This is a genomic window from Arthrobacter sp. CAN_A1, assembly GCF_015751665.1.
Classification (GTDB): Bacteria; Actinomycetota; Actinomycetes; order Actinomycetales; family Micrococcaceae; genus Arthrobacter_D.
The window spans coordinates 101,377-117,217 of record NZ_JADOUR010000011.1 but is presented as its reverse complement, the minus strand read 5'-3'; the positions used below and the strand labels follow the sequence as shown (position 1 = coordinate 117,217).

Annotated in this window: 9 protein-coding genes and 1 pseudogene; 2 read left to right on the top strand and 8 right to left on the bottom strand. The window is 60.4% G+C overall.

Annotated features, from left to right (window positions below; genetic code table 11):
* Window positions 1-284 precede the first annotated feature (284 nt).
* A complete protein-coding gene (locus IWX62_RS12805; protein WP_196841797.1) occupies window positions 285-530 on the top strand; it encodes a hypothetical protein in 246 nt (81 codons plus the stop codon).
* A 948-nt stretch (window positions 531-1,478) separates the two neighbouring features.
* Here IWX62_RS12805 and IWX62_RS12800 read toward each other — a convergent pair.
* The 4 genes from IWX62_RS12800 to IWX62_RS12785 all read right to left on the bottom strand — a co-directional run bounded on the left by IWX62_RS12800 (window position 1,479) and on the right by IWX62_RS12785 (window position 4,727).
* Window positions 1,479-2,600: a helix-turn-helix domain-containing protein gene (locus IWX62_RS12800; RefSeq protein WP_196841796.1), complete on the bottom strand. Its 1,122-nt coding sequence runs from the start codon at window positions 2,598-2,600 to the stop codon at window positions 1,479-1,481.
* A gap of 229 nt (window positions 2,601-2,829) precedes the next feature.
* Window positions 2,830-3,402, bottom strand: coding sequence for a recombinase family protein (locus IWX62_RS12795; RefSeq protein WP_333483410.1), 573 nt, complete (start codon window positions 3,400-3,402; stop codon window positions 2,830-2,832).
* A gap of 171 nt (window positions 3,403-3,573) precedes the next feature.
* Window positions 3,574-4,041: a hypothetical protein gene (locus IWX62_RS12790; RefSeq protein WP_196841795.1), complete on the bottom strand. Its 468-nt coding sequence runs from the start codon at window positions 4,039-4,041 to the stop codon at window positions 3,574-3,576.
* Window positions 4,042-4,406: 365 nt separating this feature from the next.
* Complete coding sequence (locus IWX62_RS12785; protein WP_196841794.1) at window positions 4,407-4,727, bottom strand: hypothetical protein; 321 nt, start codon at window positions 4,725-4,727, stop codon at window positions 4,407-4,409.
* 177 nt (window positions 4,728-4,904) lie between these two features.
* On the opposite strand from IWX62_RS12785, the gene IWX62_RS12780 reads away from it, so the two are divergent.
* Entirely contained in the window at window positions 4,905-6,014 is a 1,110-nt protein-coding gene (locus IWX62_RS12780) for a DNA methyltransferase (RefSeq protein ID WP_196841793.1), read from the top strand.
* A gap of 880 nt (window positions 6,015-6,894) precedes the next feature.
* On the opposite strand, the gene IWX62_RS12775 is transcribed toward IWX62_RS12780, so the two are convergent.
* From IWX62_RS12775 to brxL, 4 genes and pseudogenes are all read right to left on the bottom strand, one after another.
* A complete protein-coding gene (locus IWX62_RS12775; protein WP_196841792.1) occupies window positions 6,895-10,227 on the bottom strand; it encodes a hypothetical protein in 3,333 nt (1,110 codons plus the stop codon).
* Between the two features lie 170 nt (window positions 10,228-10,397).
* Entirely contained in the window at window positions 10,398-11,795 is a 1,398-nt protein-coding gene (locus IWX62_RS12770) for a hypothetical protein (RefSeq protein WP_196841791.1), read from the bottom strand.
* 851 nt (window positions 11,796-12,646) lie between these two features.
* A pseudogene (locus IWX62_RS12765) lies at window positions 12,647-13,131 on the bottom strand (integrase core domain-containing protein); the annotation flags it as partial.
* A gap of 567 nt (window positions 13,132-13,698) precedes the next feature.
* Window positions 13,699-15,837, bottom strand: a complete 2,139-nt coding sequence (brxL, locus tag IWX62_RS12760) for a BREX system Lon protease-like protein BrxL (protein ID WP_196841790.1) — start codon at window positions 15,835-15,837, stop codon at window positions 13,699-13,701.
* Window positions 15,838-15,841 lie beyond the last annotated feature (4 nt).

The window sequence follows — 15,841 nt, the reverse complement described above, 5'->3', positions numbered from 1 at the left end:
TGGGCAGATCCGATGGCCATGACCGGGCAGTTTTCATGGCCACCAGCGGGCAGTAATGCTGGCCACCCGTGGGCACCTTTAACTGGCCCTTGACACCCGATCGACGATGGCGAGCTTGTCATACCGGGAGGCGAGCGCGCGCTATTGCTTGGCCTGGCTGAAGGAGCGCGGATCTGCTCGAGCGCGGCGGTCATCATCGTGGTGTCGTTAATGTTCCCGCGCCTTGGCAACAGCGTTGACCGGCGATCGCGCGTCGGTAGCCCCGAGTGTGACAGCATGCATTCATGGGCATTCTTGACGTCATTGGACGCGCTTTAGGTAGCCTCTGCTCGCTGTCCGACGAAGAACTCGCAGAAGAACGCGAGGCGCTGCGAATGCGTCAGGTTTCCGGCGAAGACCACTACGACGAATTGCACAGCTACGACGACGAGATGGTGCGTCGTGCAAACGAGGCATACGACCGCGAGCATCCAGAGCCGCTAAATCCCAGGCATCGCGAGCATGGCTGGTATCTACCGAACGACGACTAGGGAGTGTCTTTTGGCGGGACTGCCCCCACCAGCCGTGTAACCAACGTCCTGTCTCAGTACAGCTAGTCGGCGATAAACCGATACCCGAACGCCGGGTCTTCGGCGTTAATGTCCGGCGCGGCATTGACCAAGTGGCTACACCGTAGCTACTCGGGATGCTGAATCTGTCGAGCGGCGGCCCGGTGCGGATAGGGCGAAGCCTCGCCTAGTGCCCGAGGAGCTCGGTCGCCATCAAGACCTGAGATCGACGCAAGCCAGCGGGGCTTTCAGGACGGTCATCATCGACTTAAGTTCGACCAGTTCACGGTAGGGGTCCGCGCTCATGCCCGTTTGGCAACCAAATAACCACAATGATGCCGGCGGTATACCACTCGCAGGGTTCGACCGCCTGCGTCTCGGCTCCGACGTATCGGTCAGGCTAGTCGAATGGAGGAAATCCGAGCACGGGACGTTGAAATTCCCTTAGTCGATTGCAAGCGAGCACAGCGTCTTCTCGCGACAACCTTCCAGTCCTCACACCCAATTGGAAGAGCTGCAAAGTCGTAACCGGGGTGATCTCCGTGAGTTGCAAGCAGTAATCAATCACTCCTTTATCCTCGGTGAGAAGCAGGACTTGCTCGCCAGGATACCGCTCCTGAATGATAGCAATCGTCTCAGCTTCACCTATGTGTTGACGAGGAAGGTCGCCAGGGCTCGCCAGATAGTCCCTTATTATCCGGACGCTTTGTAACTCAGCGGCGGTTGGATCGAGCGGTTGCGGCAGAAAGGTGAAAGGCTCGCTAAGGCCCTCCCATCCTGAGCGTCTACTCAGGTCTTCGGTTTCCTGACTAACAGACCGGCTCCACTGCGCTTTCGTCGCGACCAGATCGCGGAGAAGATCCATCTTGTCTGCCACGACAAAGTTAATGAACAGACAGGTGTCAGGGAATATTGCTACCGGCAAAGCGCTTATACCGCGCTATCAGCGATGCCAAATGCGGCTGTGAGGCTATCGAGGTCGTTCTCACGAGGAAGTCCCCAGGACGAGTTGATTTCCTCAACCGGCACGCCGAGCATCCATGCTAACGTCTGACCGGAGCTCCGGCTTTCCTCCACGAGTCTGCGATGAGCATCCAGGAGGGCCACGGGAAACCTAGGGCGCCGGAACCGCTCGGATCGAGTCATCACCGGAAACGGTCCAACGAACTGCTCTAATGTCCGGATGGTCGGCCTTTGAAGTAGGTCTTGCCGTCGCACTCCGCGAACGACACCACTGCTCAACCGGTTCGAGAGCGCCTCGGCAGACACTTGCAGGTCCCAAACCACCTTTACGAGCGCGGCGTCATCAAGACTATTCCAGTCGATCTCCCGCATTCGGTTGGCAGGCATCAGAAGCTCAGCAGCAAAAGCATTTGCCCAGGCTTCAGCAGTGCTGTCGTCTCTTGCCGTGTCAGGACTGAGCAGATCTTTTCGCAGGATATGTCCGAGTTCATGAGCTAGGGCCCAATTGATCCGATACCACGTACCAGACTCCTCCACGACGATGAAGGCAACTTCGTTGATAAGAGCGGCATACGCGTCGAACTTGTGTTGATGCCCATATACGAATATCGGAACACCGAAGGCCGCCTCAATCGCATCTGGGAAACTGTTCACGAAGTCGGCGCCCGCAGAACCGGTCAAGGTTCGTCTGGCCATCAGGGCCGCATCAGTTGGCGACCTGGACGACAGGTCTACCAGGTCCTGCTTGGGCTTGTAATCGGCCTGTCGGATAGCGAGAGCAGCGCTTTCGACTACTTCCTTTGCCTGCCGCCAATCGTGAGCTATATGAGAGCGAGTCTCCGGATCGAATGTGTGGCGTGCACTCAGCTTCAGCTCGTAAGGATCCGGTTCACCAGTTGCGAGCCAGTGCATTGACGTCCCGAGTACTTCGGCAAGATCGATCAACTCCAACGCGCTGAAGGATCGCTGGCCGTTTACTGATCTGCTGAAGGCATCGGGGGACATGCCAACTCGAGCAGCCACCTCGGACTGCTTGGCGTTTAAGTTCTGAAGGCGCGCTTTCACGCGCGCCCCAATTGGCCCTTGCATGTCTCAACCATACGGAAACATTGGGAAAATCCCAACTCTTTTAAAGGTTGGGAACCTGCTGACTTCCACATACGAAGCGGGCCGAACTTGATACTGCGGCCGGGCCGGCCCCTTCACATCCCTGAAAAACTCGCCCGCTCGCCTAGCCGAATAGGTGGGCTGGAAGTTCAGGAACCGGGCTTCTGCCCGAACCGTACTGAGCCTGTTTTCAGCCCCGGCCCAGCTCCCCTCAGGTACGGGCGCGTTCGATGGAGCGGTAGACAGTTCCTCGGGATACTGAGAAAAGCTCGGCGAGCTCGCTGATGGTGTGTTCACCTGCAGCATGCAACGACACTAGATGTGCCTCCTGCCTAGGGCGCAGTTTCGGTTGCCGGCCGCGGAGTCGCCCTTTTTCTTTCGCCAGCTGCATACCCTGACGTGTCCGCGACCTGATCAGATCCGCCTCGAACTCGGCCACCATAGCTAGTGTGTTGTACAACAGACGAGCCATTGGATCCTTCGGGTCGTGGATCGAGTTTCCTAACTGCAGACTCACTCCCAGCGTGTTCAACTCCTCCAGAATGTTGCGGGCATCAGGCAAGGATCTTGCCAGCCGGTCCAGCTTGGCGACGATCAACACGTCCCCCTCGCGGACCGCAGCCAGTGCCTCTCGAAGGCCCGGCCTATCCCTGGTAGTTCCGGTAAGCCCATGATCGAAGTAGATTCGTGTGGCGCCAAGTTCGCGTAGTTGGGTTCGTTGAATTGCGAGGTCCTGCTCCACCGTGCTGCACCGTGCATATCCGATCTTCATGCTCTTCTCCATCGTGTTCTGTATAGCGTCCGTTATCCGGACAGTTCATCGGACGGGTCTAACGGACGCTCCTACTGAGGCGTGTTCTTGTGAAAGTCCTCGTTCCGCTGGACGATCCCCATACGGACAGTTCAGCCACGGTGACTCCAACCTTCAGAACAGTGCACACAGGCCCTTGGCATGTCATTGCTTATTCCTCGACTCGGCGGCGAGATTGATCAACAGTTGCGCGCGCCAGGCGGGGTCGGTCAGAAGGAAGGCGAGGGCGACGAATTCAACCTGCACCGCTCGGGAGAAGGAGAGCGCCTCTAATTCCCCCGCGAACTCGAGCAGCTTCACTCTCGGGTTGTCCTCGTGAGGATAGACCGCGTCACAGAACCGGGAGATCCAGTCCTTCGCCGCTGCCAAATCCTGCGCCCGTTCGGTGACTTCGACGAACAAGTAACCGTCATCGCGGTTCGCCAGGATCAGTTGCTGGTGCTCCTCAACCCAACGGACGGGATCCGGAACAGCGTTTTCGAGTTTGAGAGCTACGGCACCGAGGAATAAGATGTCCTCCAGCAATTCCTCGATGACGCCGAGTGGCGCACCCTGAATCCCGTCATATGCCTGCTGAATTGCTTCCGCGCAATAGTGGTAGGGCTCGTACATTCGCTTCTCCTCCGGTAGATGATCTTCACAGTTCGTCATGTGTACGGATCACCCATGAACTCTCACCGCGATTAGACGGAGATTGAGACGGGGACGGCACGGACCGGCTCCGAAAGGTGTCGAGTGCCAAACCGCGAGCTGAGCTAGCCTCTTTCCACAGGGTGTTGGGTCCCTACTGGCGCCCTTCGACAAGCGGCCTGGCTGATAACCACCCTGCCGCGGTGTTCGGGGACTGGGTAGGGACACCTGTGGTGAGGTGGTTTGCGAACGTTTGTTCATGTGACGACCACACGTCATGGTCTTTCCATGGGGTGGCCGCACGCGTCGAGGGTCCGACTACCGCCAAAGGGGTCCGTTACCTTCTCTTAGCGGTGTCGGCCGCGCTCTTTGAGCACGGCGTATTCGGCGATTTCCCCGACCGTGTATCCGGCTGCTCGCGCGGCCAGAATGGGTCCTTGGTTGCGTGCAACGATGGCGTTGCCGTCGATGCCGTCGATGCCGTCTTCAGTGATGAACATCGCGACGGCGCCTAGCCAGAACGCGTCTGGGACATCTCCGTCGTGCAACGGTGAGAAGTCGTCCTCGCCCAGACCACTCTCCTGGCTGAGGTAGAAGTTGCGCTCCGCCTGCACCAGGTATTCGTGGGCGGTCGAAATGTCTTGAAGGTTCGAACTTGCGGTGGCCATAGTGTTCACTTCCTGTTGGTGATGTCGCCCGGGGCGGTCGCCTTCCGGCCGTGGCAGTCATGTGTGCGGCATCCGACCGAACCCTGCCCGCCCCAACTGCAGGGCCACTATCTTCGATACGTTCTTGGCGTGTACGCAGGGTTCAGATGGGCTTTCTTCATAGGAGATAATTGGCGGATGAGTTTTTTGGGGATCTCTGCCAATTCGGTCCATCTCGGGGATGCCCGCCACGTGTTGCCAAAATTTTTGGCCACCGGGTTGAAAAGCAGCGTGAAGCTTTGTTACCTCGATCCGCCGTTCAACACCCGCGGGTCGCAATCGACCCGTGGCCACTATCGTGACCATCGAACAACCGGCGGATGGGCGGGCCTGATGCGCGAAGTCCTGCGGAGCGTGCACTCCTTGCTTAGAGAGGACGGGTCACTATGGCTACACGTGGATGCGAATGAACTCGGCACAGCGCGGGTGCTATGCGACGAACTCTTCGGCGCGGACAATTCCGCCGGGATCATCACCTGGGAACGCACACGGCGCCCGGCCTACCTGCATGGACAGATGTCCTCCGTGACGGACTTCATTTTGGTTTACGCAAAGGACCGCTCAAAGCTTCCACCCTTCACAGAGGGAATCACGAAACCTGGCACGCGGACTCCGCTCGCCCACAGGGGAAACCGGGTCGTGGAACTCACCTTCCCACCTAATACGGTCAGGTTCAATTGCAGCGACGGAACCTACATGGCGGGCAATCACTCATCTCCGGGCATTGATGCCCATCTCGTCAAGGACGTCAATGTATCGGGCGGCCGCAACACGACCTGGCTGCATATGACGCTCCCCTCGCGTTATTCGGCGGCCAAGGTGGACCTGTTGATCTCCGACGGCGCCGAGTTCGTAATTCCGAAAGTGCCGTTCCGGATCAGCTATGTTGCTCCTGGTGGGAGGCCGAAGCTGGTAACGAACCTCTGGTCGTGGCAACTCAGCGGGATGGAAACCAATGAAGACGCTGCCCGTCAGCAGCAAGAGCTATTCCCGGGCCGACCATTTCCCAGTGCGAAGCCGGAAGGCCTTCTCCGGCGCATTCTGAGCCTGGCTTCTGAGCCGGGCGATGTCGTCCTTGATTGTTTCGCCGGGTCGGGCACGACGGCTGCCGTTGCCCAACAGCTGGGGCGGCGTTGGATTGCAGTCGAAGAGAACCGTCAGACCTTGGACGGTTACCTTCGGCCAAGAATGTCCAATCTGTTGGACAACGGCTCGGAGACCGAAGTCCGGACGGAGGTTCATCTTTGAGCACTCGAACCGACGCCTCACGCTTCGCAGCCGGGGTAATCCGGGTGTCCCGGTGCAGCTTGCTGCGGAAGCACGTCCTTGACCGCAAGCGGCGGCTCACACGACAGAGCCACTGACCGTTACGGGAGCTCCTTTCCATGCCCGCTGCACGAAAGTGGAAGCGACGGCTTCCGGGATCATTTGTAGGCCATTGCGGCTTGCGCTCTGGTATGGGAGGTCAGCGCCGGGGCTGGCGGATGAGGCAGTATCGGGCATCCGGCAGAGGCGGTGCTTGAAGCCGTTTCGGGAGGTCGGGAGCTTGCTGCGGAAGAACGCCGGATGCCAAGCCTAGGCTGAAAAGCGCGGGTCGAGATGGGAGGTGACCGAGAACGGTGTTTCGGGTCGGGTCTGTCCCACCGTGTCCGGCAACGTTCGACCAAAAAAGAGTCAGTGGTCGGACGGTATAACACCTAGTGAGAGCAACTTTTAAGGCAGTTCTCAGCCGGTGTCCGACCAGACCGGCGCGAAAACAGGATACTCAAGGGAGAAGGGGTATATATGTTTCCGAGGAGGGTAGAAGCATATATAGGGCCCTTATGTGTGGAGTATATAAATTATGTGAGGTTAAGTAGGACAGATAGATAGATATATCCTTTTGCCCAGTAACGGCGCGGAAGTTAATGTCCGACCAGCCAGTTGGACAAGCGCGGACACGGTCGGATTGCCGAAAAGACTCCTGTCGAACCCCGTCCGGGCGCTGCGGACCGGGTTGTTTCGAGCCCTACACAGCCCGGAGCCGGGGAACGTCGAAGAGCCGCTCCGGTATGAGCGGCCCTTCGTGGTCGAACCTAGAGGCCCTGGACGAGGTATCAACCAGCGGCAGCGGCCTCCCTAGCGTCCATCATCGAGGGCCCGGATGGCCGTCGTTGAGGATGACGGCTAGGGGCACCGGTACCCCCGTGATGGCGATCGATCCTCGGCGCGCCCGCCAGGTGTTGATGGGATTGCCGCGGCTGTTCTTCGGGTGCTTGAGAAAGACCGGTGCGAGGCCCTCATTCCAGACCGCAGCCCACGCCGAGGACTGCCCCTGGCCGGGCTGGATCAGGGACGGGTATTTGCGCTGGGCTTCACCGAAAGCGGTTTCCGTTGAGAAGAGGATCACGCTTACGTCCTTGACCGTCACGAGCGTTCCGATGTTCGGCCCGGACGGTCGGAGGCTTCCGTCCCCGCTGCCGCTGGCTACCCAGCCCAGTCGGTGGTTGTCCAACGCTGCACCATTCACTTCGCCGAGCAGGGGAGGGCGGGTGGGGTCGTCAGCGCTGATGATGTGCCCCTGCCCGGAGGCCATGAGCGCAGCCAGCGCGGAAGCCAGCGACCGGCCGGGGGAGGCGTCCTTGTTCTCGGCGTGGGCGTTGGTGATCAGGCGTACGAGGTCCTGGCCGATGCCCTCCAGAGAGAGCTGGTCGACGAACTCCCTTTCCATGTCCAACTCGGCCGCCAGTTGCCGCAGCATCTGGAAGGTCAGCAGCAGGTCCGCGACGAGCTTTGAGGTGCGCTCGAGCGAGCCGGGTGCTGCGTTCATCTGCTTCATCATGTCCGCAGCGGCCTTGGCTTCGCTGTCGCGGATCTTACCCAGGCTTTCAATGAAGGCCGCCCAGCCGCCCTCGTGGTTGATCGCCGTGTGGCGAATGAAGCGCAGCAGGTGCAGGGTGAACCGGGCCTGCACCCGGTCCTTCCTGGACATATCGCTAATGCGGTCGGTGGAGACTCGTGAGGGGTTCAACTTGCCGGGACCGATGTAGGCCGGGATGAGGCGTTCCTTCGCCGACGGGGTGGTCAGCTCATTTTCGGCGGTGATGATCAGCTGCGCGATGGGCTTGTTGACCCTGCGGCTGGTCATGTCAGCGTTCATGCGGCCTTTGGCTGCGTTGTTGAAGATGGACCGGGTCAGGTCTGCCAGCTTCGCTGATTCTGACTCGGCCTGCCTGCGTAGAGCGGAGGGTGCCAGGTCGTCGACGACCCAAATGGGCGTATGGGCAACGCAGTGCTCGAGGTAGGCGACGGTGTCCTTGGCTGCTCCGGGGAGCTGGTCCTGCCAGTCGGAGCCGTCCCTGGCCCAGAAATACATGGAGCACCTGGCGCTCCAGGACTTGCCGGCGTTCGGCGGGCCCCAGAAGAAGACGGTGGAGCGTGGGCGCAGCGGGATGGCCGGCCGCAGGCCCGCGGATAGGACGATCGCCGCGGTGGCGGGCTCGGTCCAGGCCGGGCCCACCCCTTCGAGACCGGTGATGTAGGCTTCCATGACCTTGCGGAAGTCCTGGCGCACCAGGTCCCGGTACTTCTCATCCTCGAGGTCGCCGTCCTCATCCTTGGAGGGGAACTGGACACCGTAGTGGGATGCCACCGGAATTTCCTTGGCATCGACACCGCAGGAGGCGAGCTCAGTGCTGTCGGTGTCGCCGATGATCTGGTTGCCGATCAGGAAAACCGGGTCACCACCTTCGACGGGCACCCATCCCATCTGCATCCACTTGGTCTTGATGACCGTCTCGTCGGCGCGGTGCTCCTTCATGGCGGAGAGCCATGACTCGCCCTTGGCGGCGCGCGGTGGCCACGCGGGGTGGCACAGCAGATTCGACGGTATGACCGCTTTTTCGCGCACCCAGTCGGCCGGGGCGTAGTGCAGGATGGTCTCCGGGCCGGTGACGAGGGCCGAGCGGTCCTGCCCATGGTCGATCCAACTGACCTCGATCGCGACTTGCGAGTCCTCGATGTCGTCGGCACTCACGTTGGCGTCGAAGGTGCCGGTGAGCAGTTCCTGGGGGGTAGGCTGGCGCCAAGTCTCCACCCACACGACACGGCCGCCCAGGGGCACCCGCTCCTCCCACCGGTAGCCACCGATGGTTCCTCCGGGCCCGTTCATGACGGGAACACACTCCTCGGCTGTCTGTCCGCTCCTGGAGATCCTCCATTTGCCGGAGCCCTCCTGCCGGTCGCGTGGAGGCGCAGCGGGCATGGTCTTGGTGAGTTGACCGATCAGGTCCTTCCAAGTTCCGGTCTTGGCGAGGTAGTTATCGACGCCTGCCTTGGATTTAGTGCCGTCATCGCCACGGACAACCTGGGGGTTCAGGAACAGGACCTTGCTCATCTTGGACCGCTCGATGAGGCGTTCGAACAGATTGCTGGCCGCCTTGTGGGCGTGGTGGTTGGACGCTAGCGCAGCATCGAAGGCAATCCAGCCGATCCGGTCCTTGAGGCTGATCTCGCGCCAGTCGACCCGGTTCTGGATGGCGTTGCGGATCCCGCCGATGGAGATGATCAGAACGTGCTTTTCGGCCGGGATAGCTTTCATGACGGAACGCAGCTTCGCTGCGGGGTCATCGACGCCCTCGCTGCGCAGGTCATCCCAGGGCACCCCGCAGTCGCGCAGGTACGCGCTGAGCGCGGAGTCACCCTTGAGCATGCCTTCGGCGATCATGACGACCGGGGTGGTGTCGATCCACTCGACGGGGGTAGCCGGGTGGACATCGAGCGATGGGCCAATCCCTGCGACGAACTCGTACTCGATGGGTTTGTCGTGGCCATTCTCTACCGGGTGCGAAGGCCTGATCTGGTGCGTGAACGGGGAGGGGAAGGGTGAGGTTACATCGCGGGAGGCGATCTGGATGTCGGCGGGCGAATACCAGGGCATCGTCATTCCGTCCCGGCCGTGGATCTCGCCCACGAGGCGCTTCAGCTGTCGACCCTGGCGGGTGGTGGACTTCACGCCCAGTGTCTTCAGTTCGGCGGTGAAGTTCGCTTCGTGAATCCGGCTGTAACCGCGAGCTGCTGCGACCAACGGCGCCACAGCGGAGTCTGCGAGCTTGTCTGCTCCAGAGCCGGTAATGAAGGAGGAGTAGTCGGCGGCGGTCCACTGCGGAAGGTCGGGAATCGTGTGAACAAGGGCGTCTCTCGTAGCCCGCTTCGGTGTCCCAGGGCCTGCAGGCGCCGCAACATCCTCTGTACCGGTGGTGGACTCGCTGATGGCTAGTCCTGTCGGATTCGTGTCGTTCATGAAGTACCTCCTTGCGGATGGATTCTGGGTGGCGGTCGATGGTGAGGCGACTTCGTCGCGCAGTGGCGCGAAGTCGTCTTCACTCGGTCCGTCATCCTGGGCGAGCTGGAAGATGTGCTCCGCATGCACCAGGCGATCATGGGAATCAACCTCGTGGCGGTTCGAACTTTCGGGGGGCATGATGCTCCGTTTCATAGGTGTCGCTGTCGTGGATAGGTGTTGCTATGGGCCGTTACTATCAGGCCGTGACAGTCATGTGTGCGGCGTCCCGCTGAACTCTTCCCGCCCCATGCGCAGGGCCTCGACTCCTGATATGTCCGTATGACAAGCCCGGCGGCGGGGCCTTGTGGTCAGCCGATTATTTGTAGCCGTGCCGGCGGTTGAGTGTCTCCGGCGACGCCGACGCCTGCTCCGAGCGGGCGGCCCTTGACCAGCTCCGGTCGCACAGGTGCCGGGTGGGGGACTTGCACGCCGGCGCGGTCCATTGGGGTGCCGATCAGGTGGGTGTGTTCTCCCTTGCGTAGCCAGTGAGGGGTGGCGGTGAGCAGCTTCGAGTTGTCGACGAGGGCAGTCGCGTCGAAGGTATGCCACGGAACGAAATCCATATCGAGGAGGCTGCGTGGCACCCAGCGTTCTGATCCTTTGCCGTTCTTAATTGCGAAGTCGGCACTCAGGCGGAAGAACGCTTCGCTCATCTCGTGGCGTGCTGGGAACCATTCGTCCCAGGAGGTGACACCGATGCGGGCAGCGGGTGAATCTTTTCCCGAGCCGGGGAATTCGCGCAGTACTTTGGCGAGGCGGCGGTAGATTTCCGGGCGAGGGTCGGCGTGGCTGCCCAAGCCGAGGTTCGGGTGGGGTGCGGCGACAAACACGACGGTCAGCCCGGAGGTTTCCAGAGGGTTCTCACTGATGAGCTGTGCCCAGCGCCGAACCTTGTTCTCAAACCCTCTTGTGGCTGACGCGGTTAGTTCGTAAGCGATTCGCATGCCGTCCTCTCGGACGATAGTCCCGTCGGCGCGGCGGTTGTCCGGTTTTTTCAATTTCTTGCCCAGCCCTGATCCGGCGAGCAGGTCCACATTGGAAAATTTCTCGCCCATGATGGCTCCTACGGGTAGGTACTCAGCGGCGCGAAGAGCCAACTCTACGGCTAGGAGGTTGTGCCGATCGTACTGACCGCCTGCACTCCAGGGGTAACCGCCGGTGATCGAAACCCACTCCGGCCAGGTGAGTGTGTCCTTGATTTGGCACTCGAACACAGTGGAGTTGCTGGGCCGGTAGAGGCTGCTGCGTGTGAGTCCCGGTGCCATCATCGAGGGACTGGTGTACGCGCCGATGTCCAAGACGTTCATCGCAAAGGACGCGCTAACTTGTGAGAAGTTCGGGTCCAGCAGCAGCCGGTAGCCGGTAAGTGCGGCGGCTTGTTCGGCGGAGACCGTGTGCCAGGAATCCAGCACGCCCCACAGGGCTTGACGGGGTGCTCGCCCGCGGTTGGAGGTGAGGTAGCGTATCGCTTCGGCTTCGTCTATGACTTTGCGTTGGTTGACCCGGCCCAGCTTGTACTTCCAATGGTGACGCGCGGTTTGGCTGTCGATCCAGGCTGCTTGGGAGCCCGGTGCCCAGAGCCGGTCCCAGTAAGGATCGCGGCGGGCTTGAGTGGACAGTTCGTCGTCGATGCACGCGGAGGGGACGAGTTCGGCGTGGATCGCATCAATGCCGGAACGGCGGCGGGGGACAACGCTGATGGTCATAGTCCTACTCCTGCCTTGTTGTCCCGCAAGGCAGGATTGGCGGCATGGTGATCTTGTACAACTGGACACTGAGGATCGGTGACCGGCGCCGGTGGACCCGGGATCCAACACCGTGCAGTAGTGCCGATTCTTATCTGGCGGTGCAAGGTTGTGTCGCGGGTGCGGCTGACCCTGTGAGCGAGGGCGACCCTCAATTGACGAGTGGTAGTGCGACTGTGTGAGGTAACGCCTGGGTGGGCGAACCGACGGAGTATATGTTCCATACTTTGAAACATGCGTAGACAGCGGCAGCACGGCGGCGCGACGGTAGACCCTAGATTTCGGCCGAATCAAATAGCGGAAATCCTGTCGCTTTCACCGCAAATTACCGGTACGAGGTGCCGAGTATGTGCCTCAGTTACGGGTCATCTCAAAAGGGTGTCACCGTCGTGGCGCTTGACCGCTCGCTTTACGTGTGGGGTCAGCGAATAGCGAGGGCTGATCTCAGCCTCGCTGGGGGTTCCGCCTGCGTCCTAGTTGTCGCCGCTGTTTCTGACTCGTTCTATAACGGCTGTGTGGATTTTTAGCGCATTGTTGGGCACCATTTTGTTGCATCCTGCTGGGCAAGAAGTCATCCTCAGAGATTTGCAATGGGCGGATATGGGCGGGACGTCCGATGGTGGGTCAAACAATCGTCGATTCGGGCCCCGTGCAGCGCGTCAACATGGAGAACTGTCAAAGAATGCAGCATGAACTTGGTGTAAACACTGTGGATGACGGTACTGACTACGACTGGAAGTCGACTGTAGGCCCGGACAGAGAAGGGAATCCAACATTGTGAATGAGGCCGGGGCGCGCCTAGGTGTACCGGGTCATGAGGTTGGTGACATTTGGGTGATGGGTGTGGTTCCGATGCCGGTGTGGATGCGTTCAGTGTTGTAGTGCTCGAGCCAGGGTGCAAGGGCTTGTTGGCGGTGGATGCTGCTGGTGAACATCTGGCGGTAGGCCCATTCGGTTCGCTGGGTGTGGTTGAAGCGTTCGGTCTTGCCGTTGGTCCAGGGGCAGTGGGGTTTGATGAAGCGCTGGGAAGCGCCGAGCCCGGCGACGGTCTGCTTGAAGGCTGCGGAGTTTCGGTAGGCGAACGCGTTGTCGGTGATGACGCGGTCGATCCGGTCGATGCCGGAGCGGGTGAAGTACGCGGCATCGCGGGTGAAGGCCCCGGCCGCGGTGGTGCCCTTCTCATCGGCAGGACCTCGGCGTAGCCCAGCCGGGTGTGGTCATCGATGACGACGTGCACGTCGTCATAGCCGGTACCCCGCCCCTTGACCTGTTCGGAGCGGCCGTGGGCGAGTCCACCTAAAACCCCAGTATCGAACCCCCGATAACGCAGCGCACTTGGGCATGGCGGTGACGGCATGTCCCGGAGCAACAACTCACTACGGTGAACAGGATGCAATCGGGTTGCTGGCAATGGGGACTTGGGCGGAGTCCCGAGTCTTCTTGATATAGCTTGCAACTGCAGCACAACACAGCTTTACTGGCCGAACCTGCGGCTACCGCCGGCCCGACACGCCGCGGAGCGGCTAGAGGGACTCGTGGGCAGCCCTAGCAGGAGCCAGCGCCACCAGCAGCGGGCCGGTGTAACGCCCCTAGTACATTGACTACCGTTCTGAACCTATCGACTCACCTTCCGGGGAGCGGCGCCGGATTGGTGTAGCAGTACGCTCACCCTCGGCACTCCCACTACCAGCAACTGTCAGGACCCAGGGCAAGGGACATGCCCTGCGCTGGGTCGAGTGACACGAACGACTTCGACGACTTCACCTCGCACCTGACGGCAGAATTGACCATTTCCTACAAGGATGAAATTACCGCATGCCTGTTCTGAGTCCGAAGGTTATAAGCACCTCAGGTATAGGGCTTCTTACCCATCTTCGCGGATATAGGTGACCCCGAAGGCGCGGACCTGCCGAAACTCTTGGCGGCTCGTGCCGAAGTCGAACCAGCCGCCGTCTGACTTCTGGAAGATGTCGAGACCGCGTCCAAGGTTGATGCGCCACCCGGTGTCGGTTCGGATCCAGCGGTCGTGGCCGCCGGGATCTTTCGCTACGTTGACTTTGATGCCTTGCTGAGCAGCCCCTTGAACGATGTCGTTGAGCATCTGAAGTTGCTTCGTCTGGTGCTCGGGGTCTTGGTCGAGCACGGTGAAGAGGTTGACAGTGACCTCGTCAGCCGGGTCTTTCGCCGCGGCGATGAGTGCGAGCAATTCGACGAGATTGCGGCCTTGGTGTCCCATACGGATGTACGGGTCGTGCAGCTCGATCTGTGTTGCGTCTCGCAGGTACGGCATGAGCAGCGTCTCGTAGGAGGCACCCCGCTGATTATCCAGGAAGTCCCGTTGTCCTCGGAACAGTTCCGCCTGAAGGGAGCCGGCCTCGGGTGCGGGAAGCGATGATGATGCACCGGTGGAGACTACCTGCACGTCCGACTCGACCAATGCCCCACCAGCCGGATGGGTCGAGTGGCGTCGATGGTAGTGCGTCGGGTATTCGTCTTCCTCAAGCGTCGTTACCGCTGACCAGCGACCGCCGAGTGACTCATAGCCGAAGTTCACTTCCGTCATGGTGGCGTCGATCCGGAGGATCTGGTCCTTGACGCGCTTGCGCCCTTCGATTGCGAAGCGTAGTACCTCTTCGATCTCTGCGGTGGTCGCCTGGTCATGCGGGTAGAGCAGCTTCATCAGCCCAGAGAAGGTCTTGTGGATGCCGTCGCGATCACGTGTCGAGATGTCGGATCCGAGCGTGAAGTGCTTGTGGTAGCGGTCAGAGTAGTCGAGATTGCGCATCGACCTGAGGACCTCGGCGATGTAGTCAACGACGAACCCATATCCAGTCGAGAACATCTCGCTCCGGATCGTGTCCACTTCCCACCCGGGGATGTAGAAGTGCAGCCGGTCGAGGTATGCAGGGTCGTGGTAGGTCTCGGGCAGCTCGTCAAACAGGTCGGAGTGCTTGAGCATATACGGCACGGTGTGCGAGGTGTTGCCGACGAAAACCATCGATGCTTCGGCGCCAAGCGTCTCCACACCGCGGGAGAACGACTTGTTCGCCATGTAGTTCTTCATGATGTCGACCAGCGCCTTATCCGTACGCTTCTTCTTGCCCGCAAACTCATCGAAAGCGACGACGTCCCAGTACCCGACGAGGCCGAGGCGACCGTTTGCGTTGTTTACGAACAGCTTCGGCACGGTCACCTCTCCACCCGAGATGAGCATCCCGTGCGGCGAGAACTCCGAGTAGATGTGCGACTTGCCGGTGCCTTTGGGGCCCAGCTCAACGAGGTTGTAGTTGCGCTCCACGAACGGGATTAGGCGCACCAACTGCAGCAGCTTGCCGCGGCGCCCGAATTTATCGGGGTCAAATCCGATCGACTGGATTAGCAGGTCGATCCACTCATCGGTGGTGAACTTCACTCGTGCATCGAGATACCCGTCGTAATCGAAGTTCGACATCTGAATCGGTTTGAGGGAACCAAGTATCCACGGTGAGACGCGCGCGTCCTCAGTGTGGAAGTACTCGACGTCGCACAGGCACCATACGCCTCCAACAAGTAGCTTTTGGTGGGCATTGACGGTAGCGGAATCCACGACCACGCTGCTGATCCCAAGGTTCGCGAACGAGGCGTTGTAGACATCGTCCTTCTCGTTGAGAGTGACGCTGACCTTGTCGATGATCCGGTAACGCTCGCGCTCTTTGATCTTCGACTTCACCAGCTCGGATTCGTTACGATGCACGTAATGCTGCGCGAGGATGTCACGTACCTTTTCGATGCCCGCTTGGATCGTGGCTTCGTCGTCCGATGCTGCGTACTGGCCGAGCAGATACTCCAGCACGTATGAGGGCACTATCGCGTTGCCCTTGACCGCCTTGACGAGGTCTTTCCGGACCACGGCGCCTGCGAAGTGTTCGTTGATCTTGCGATCTAACTCGCTCGGCGCGCCACTCTCAGTGAGCGCGGTGTCGTCGACGGGCGCTACCTGGGTTAGGTCGATGTTCTCGCTCAAGAGT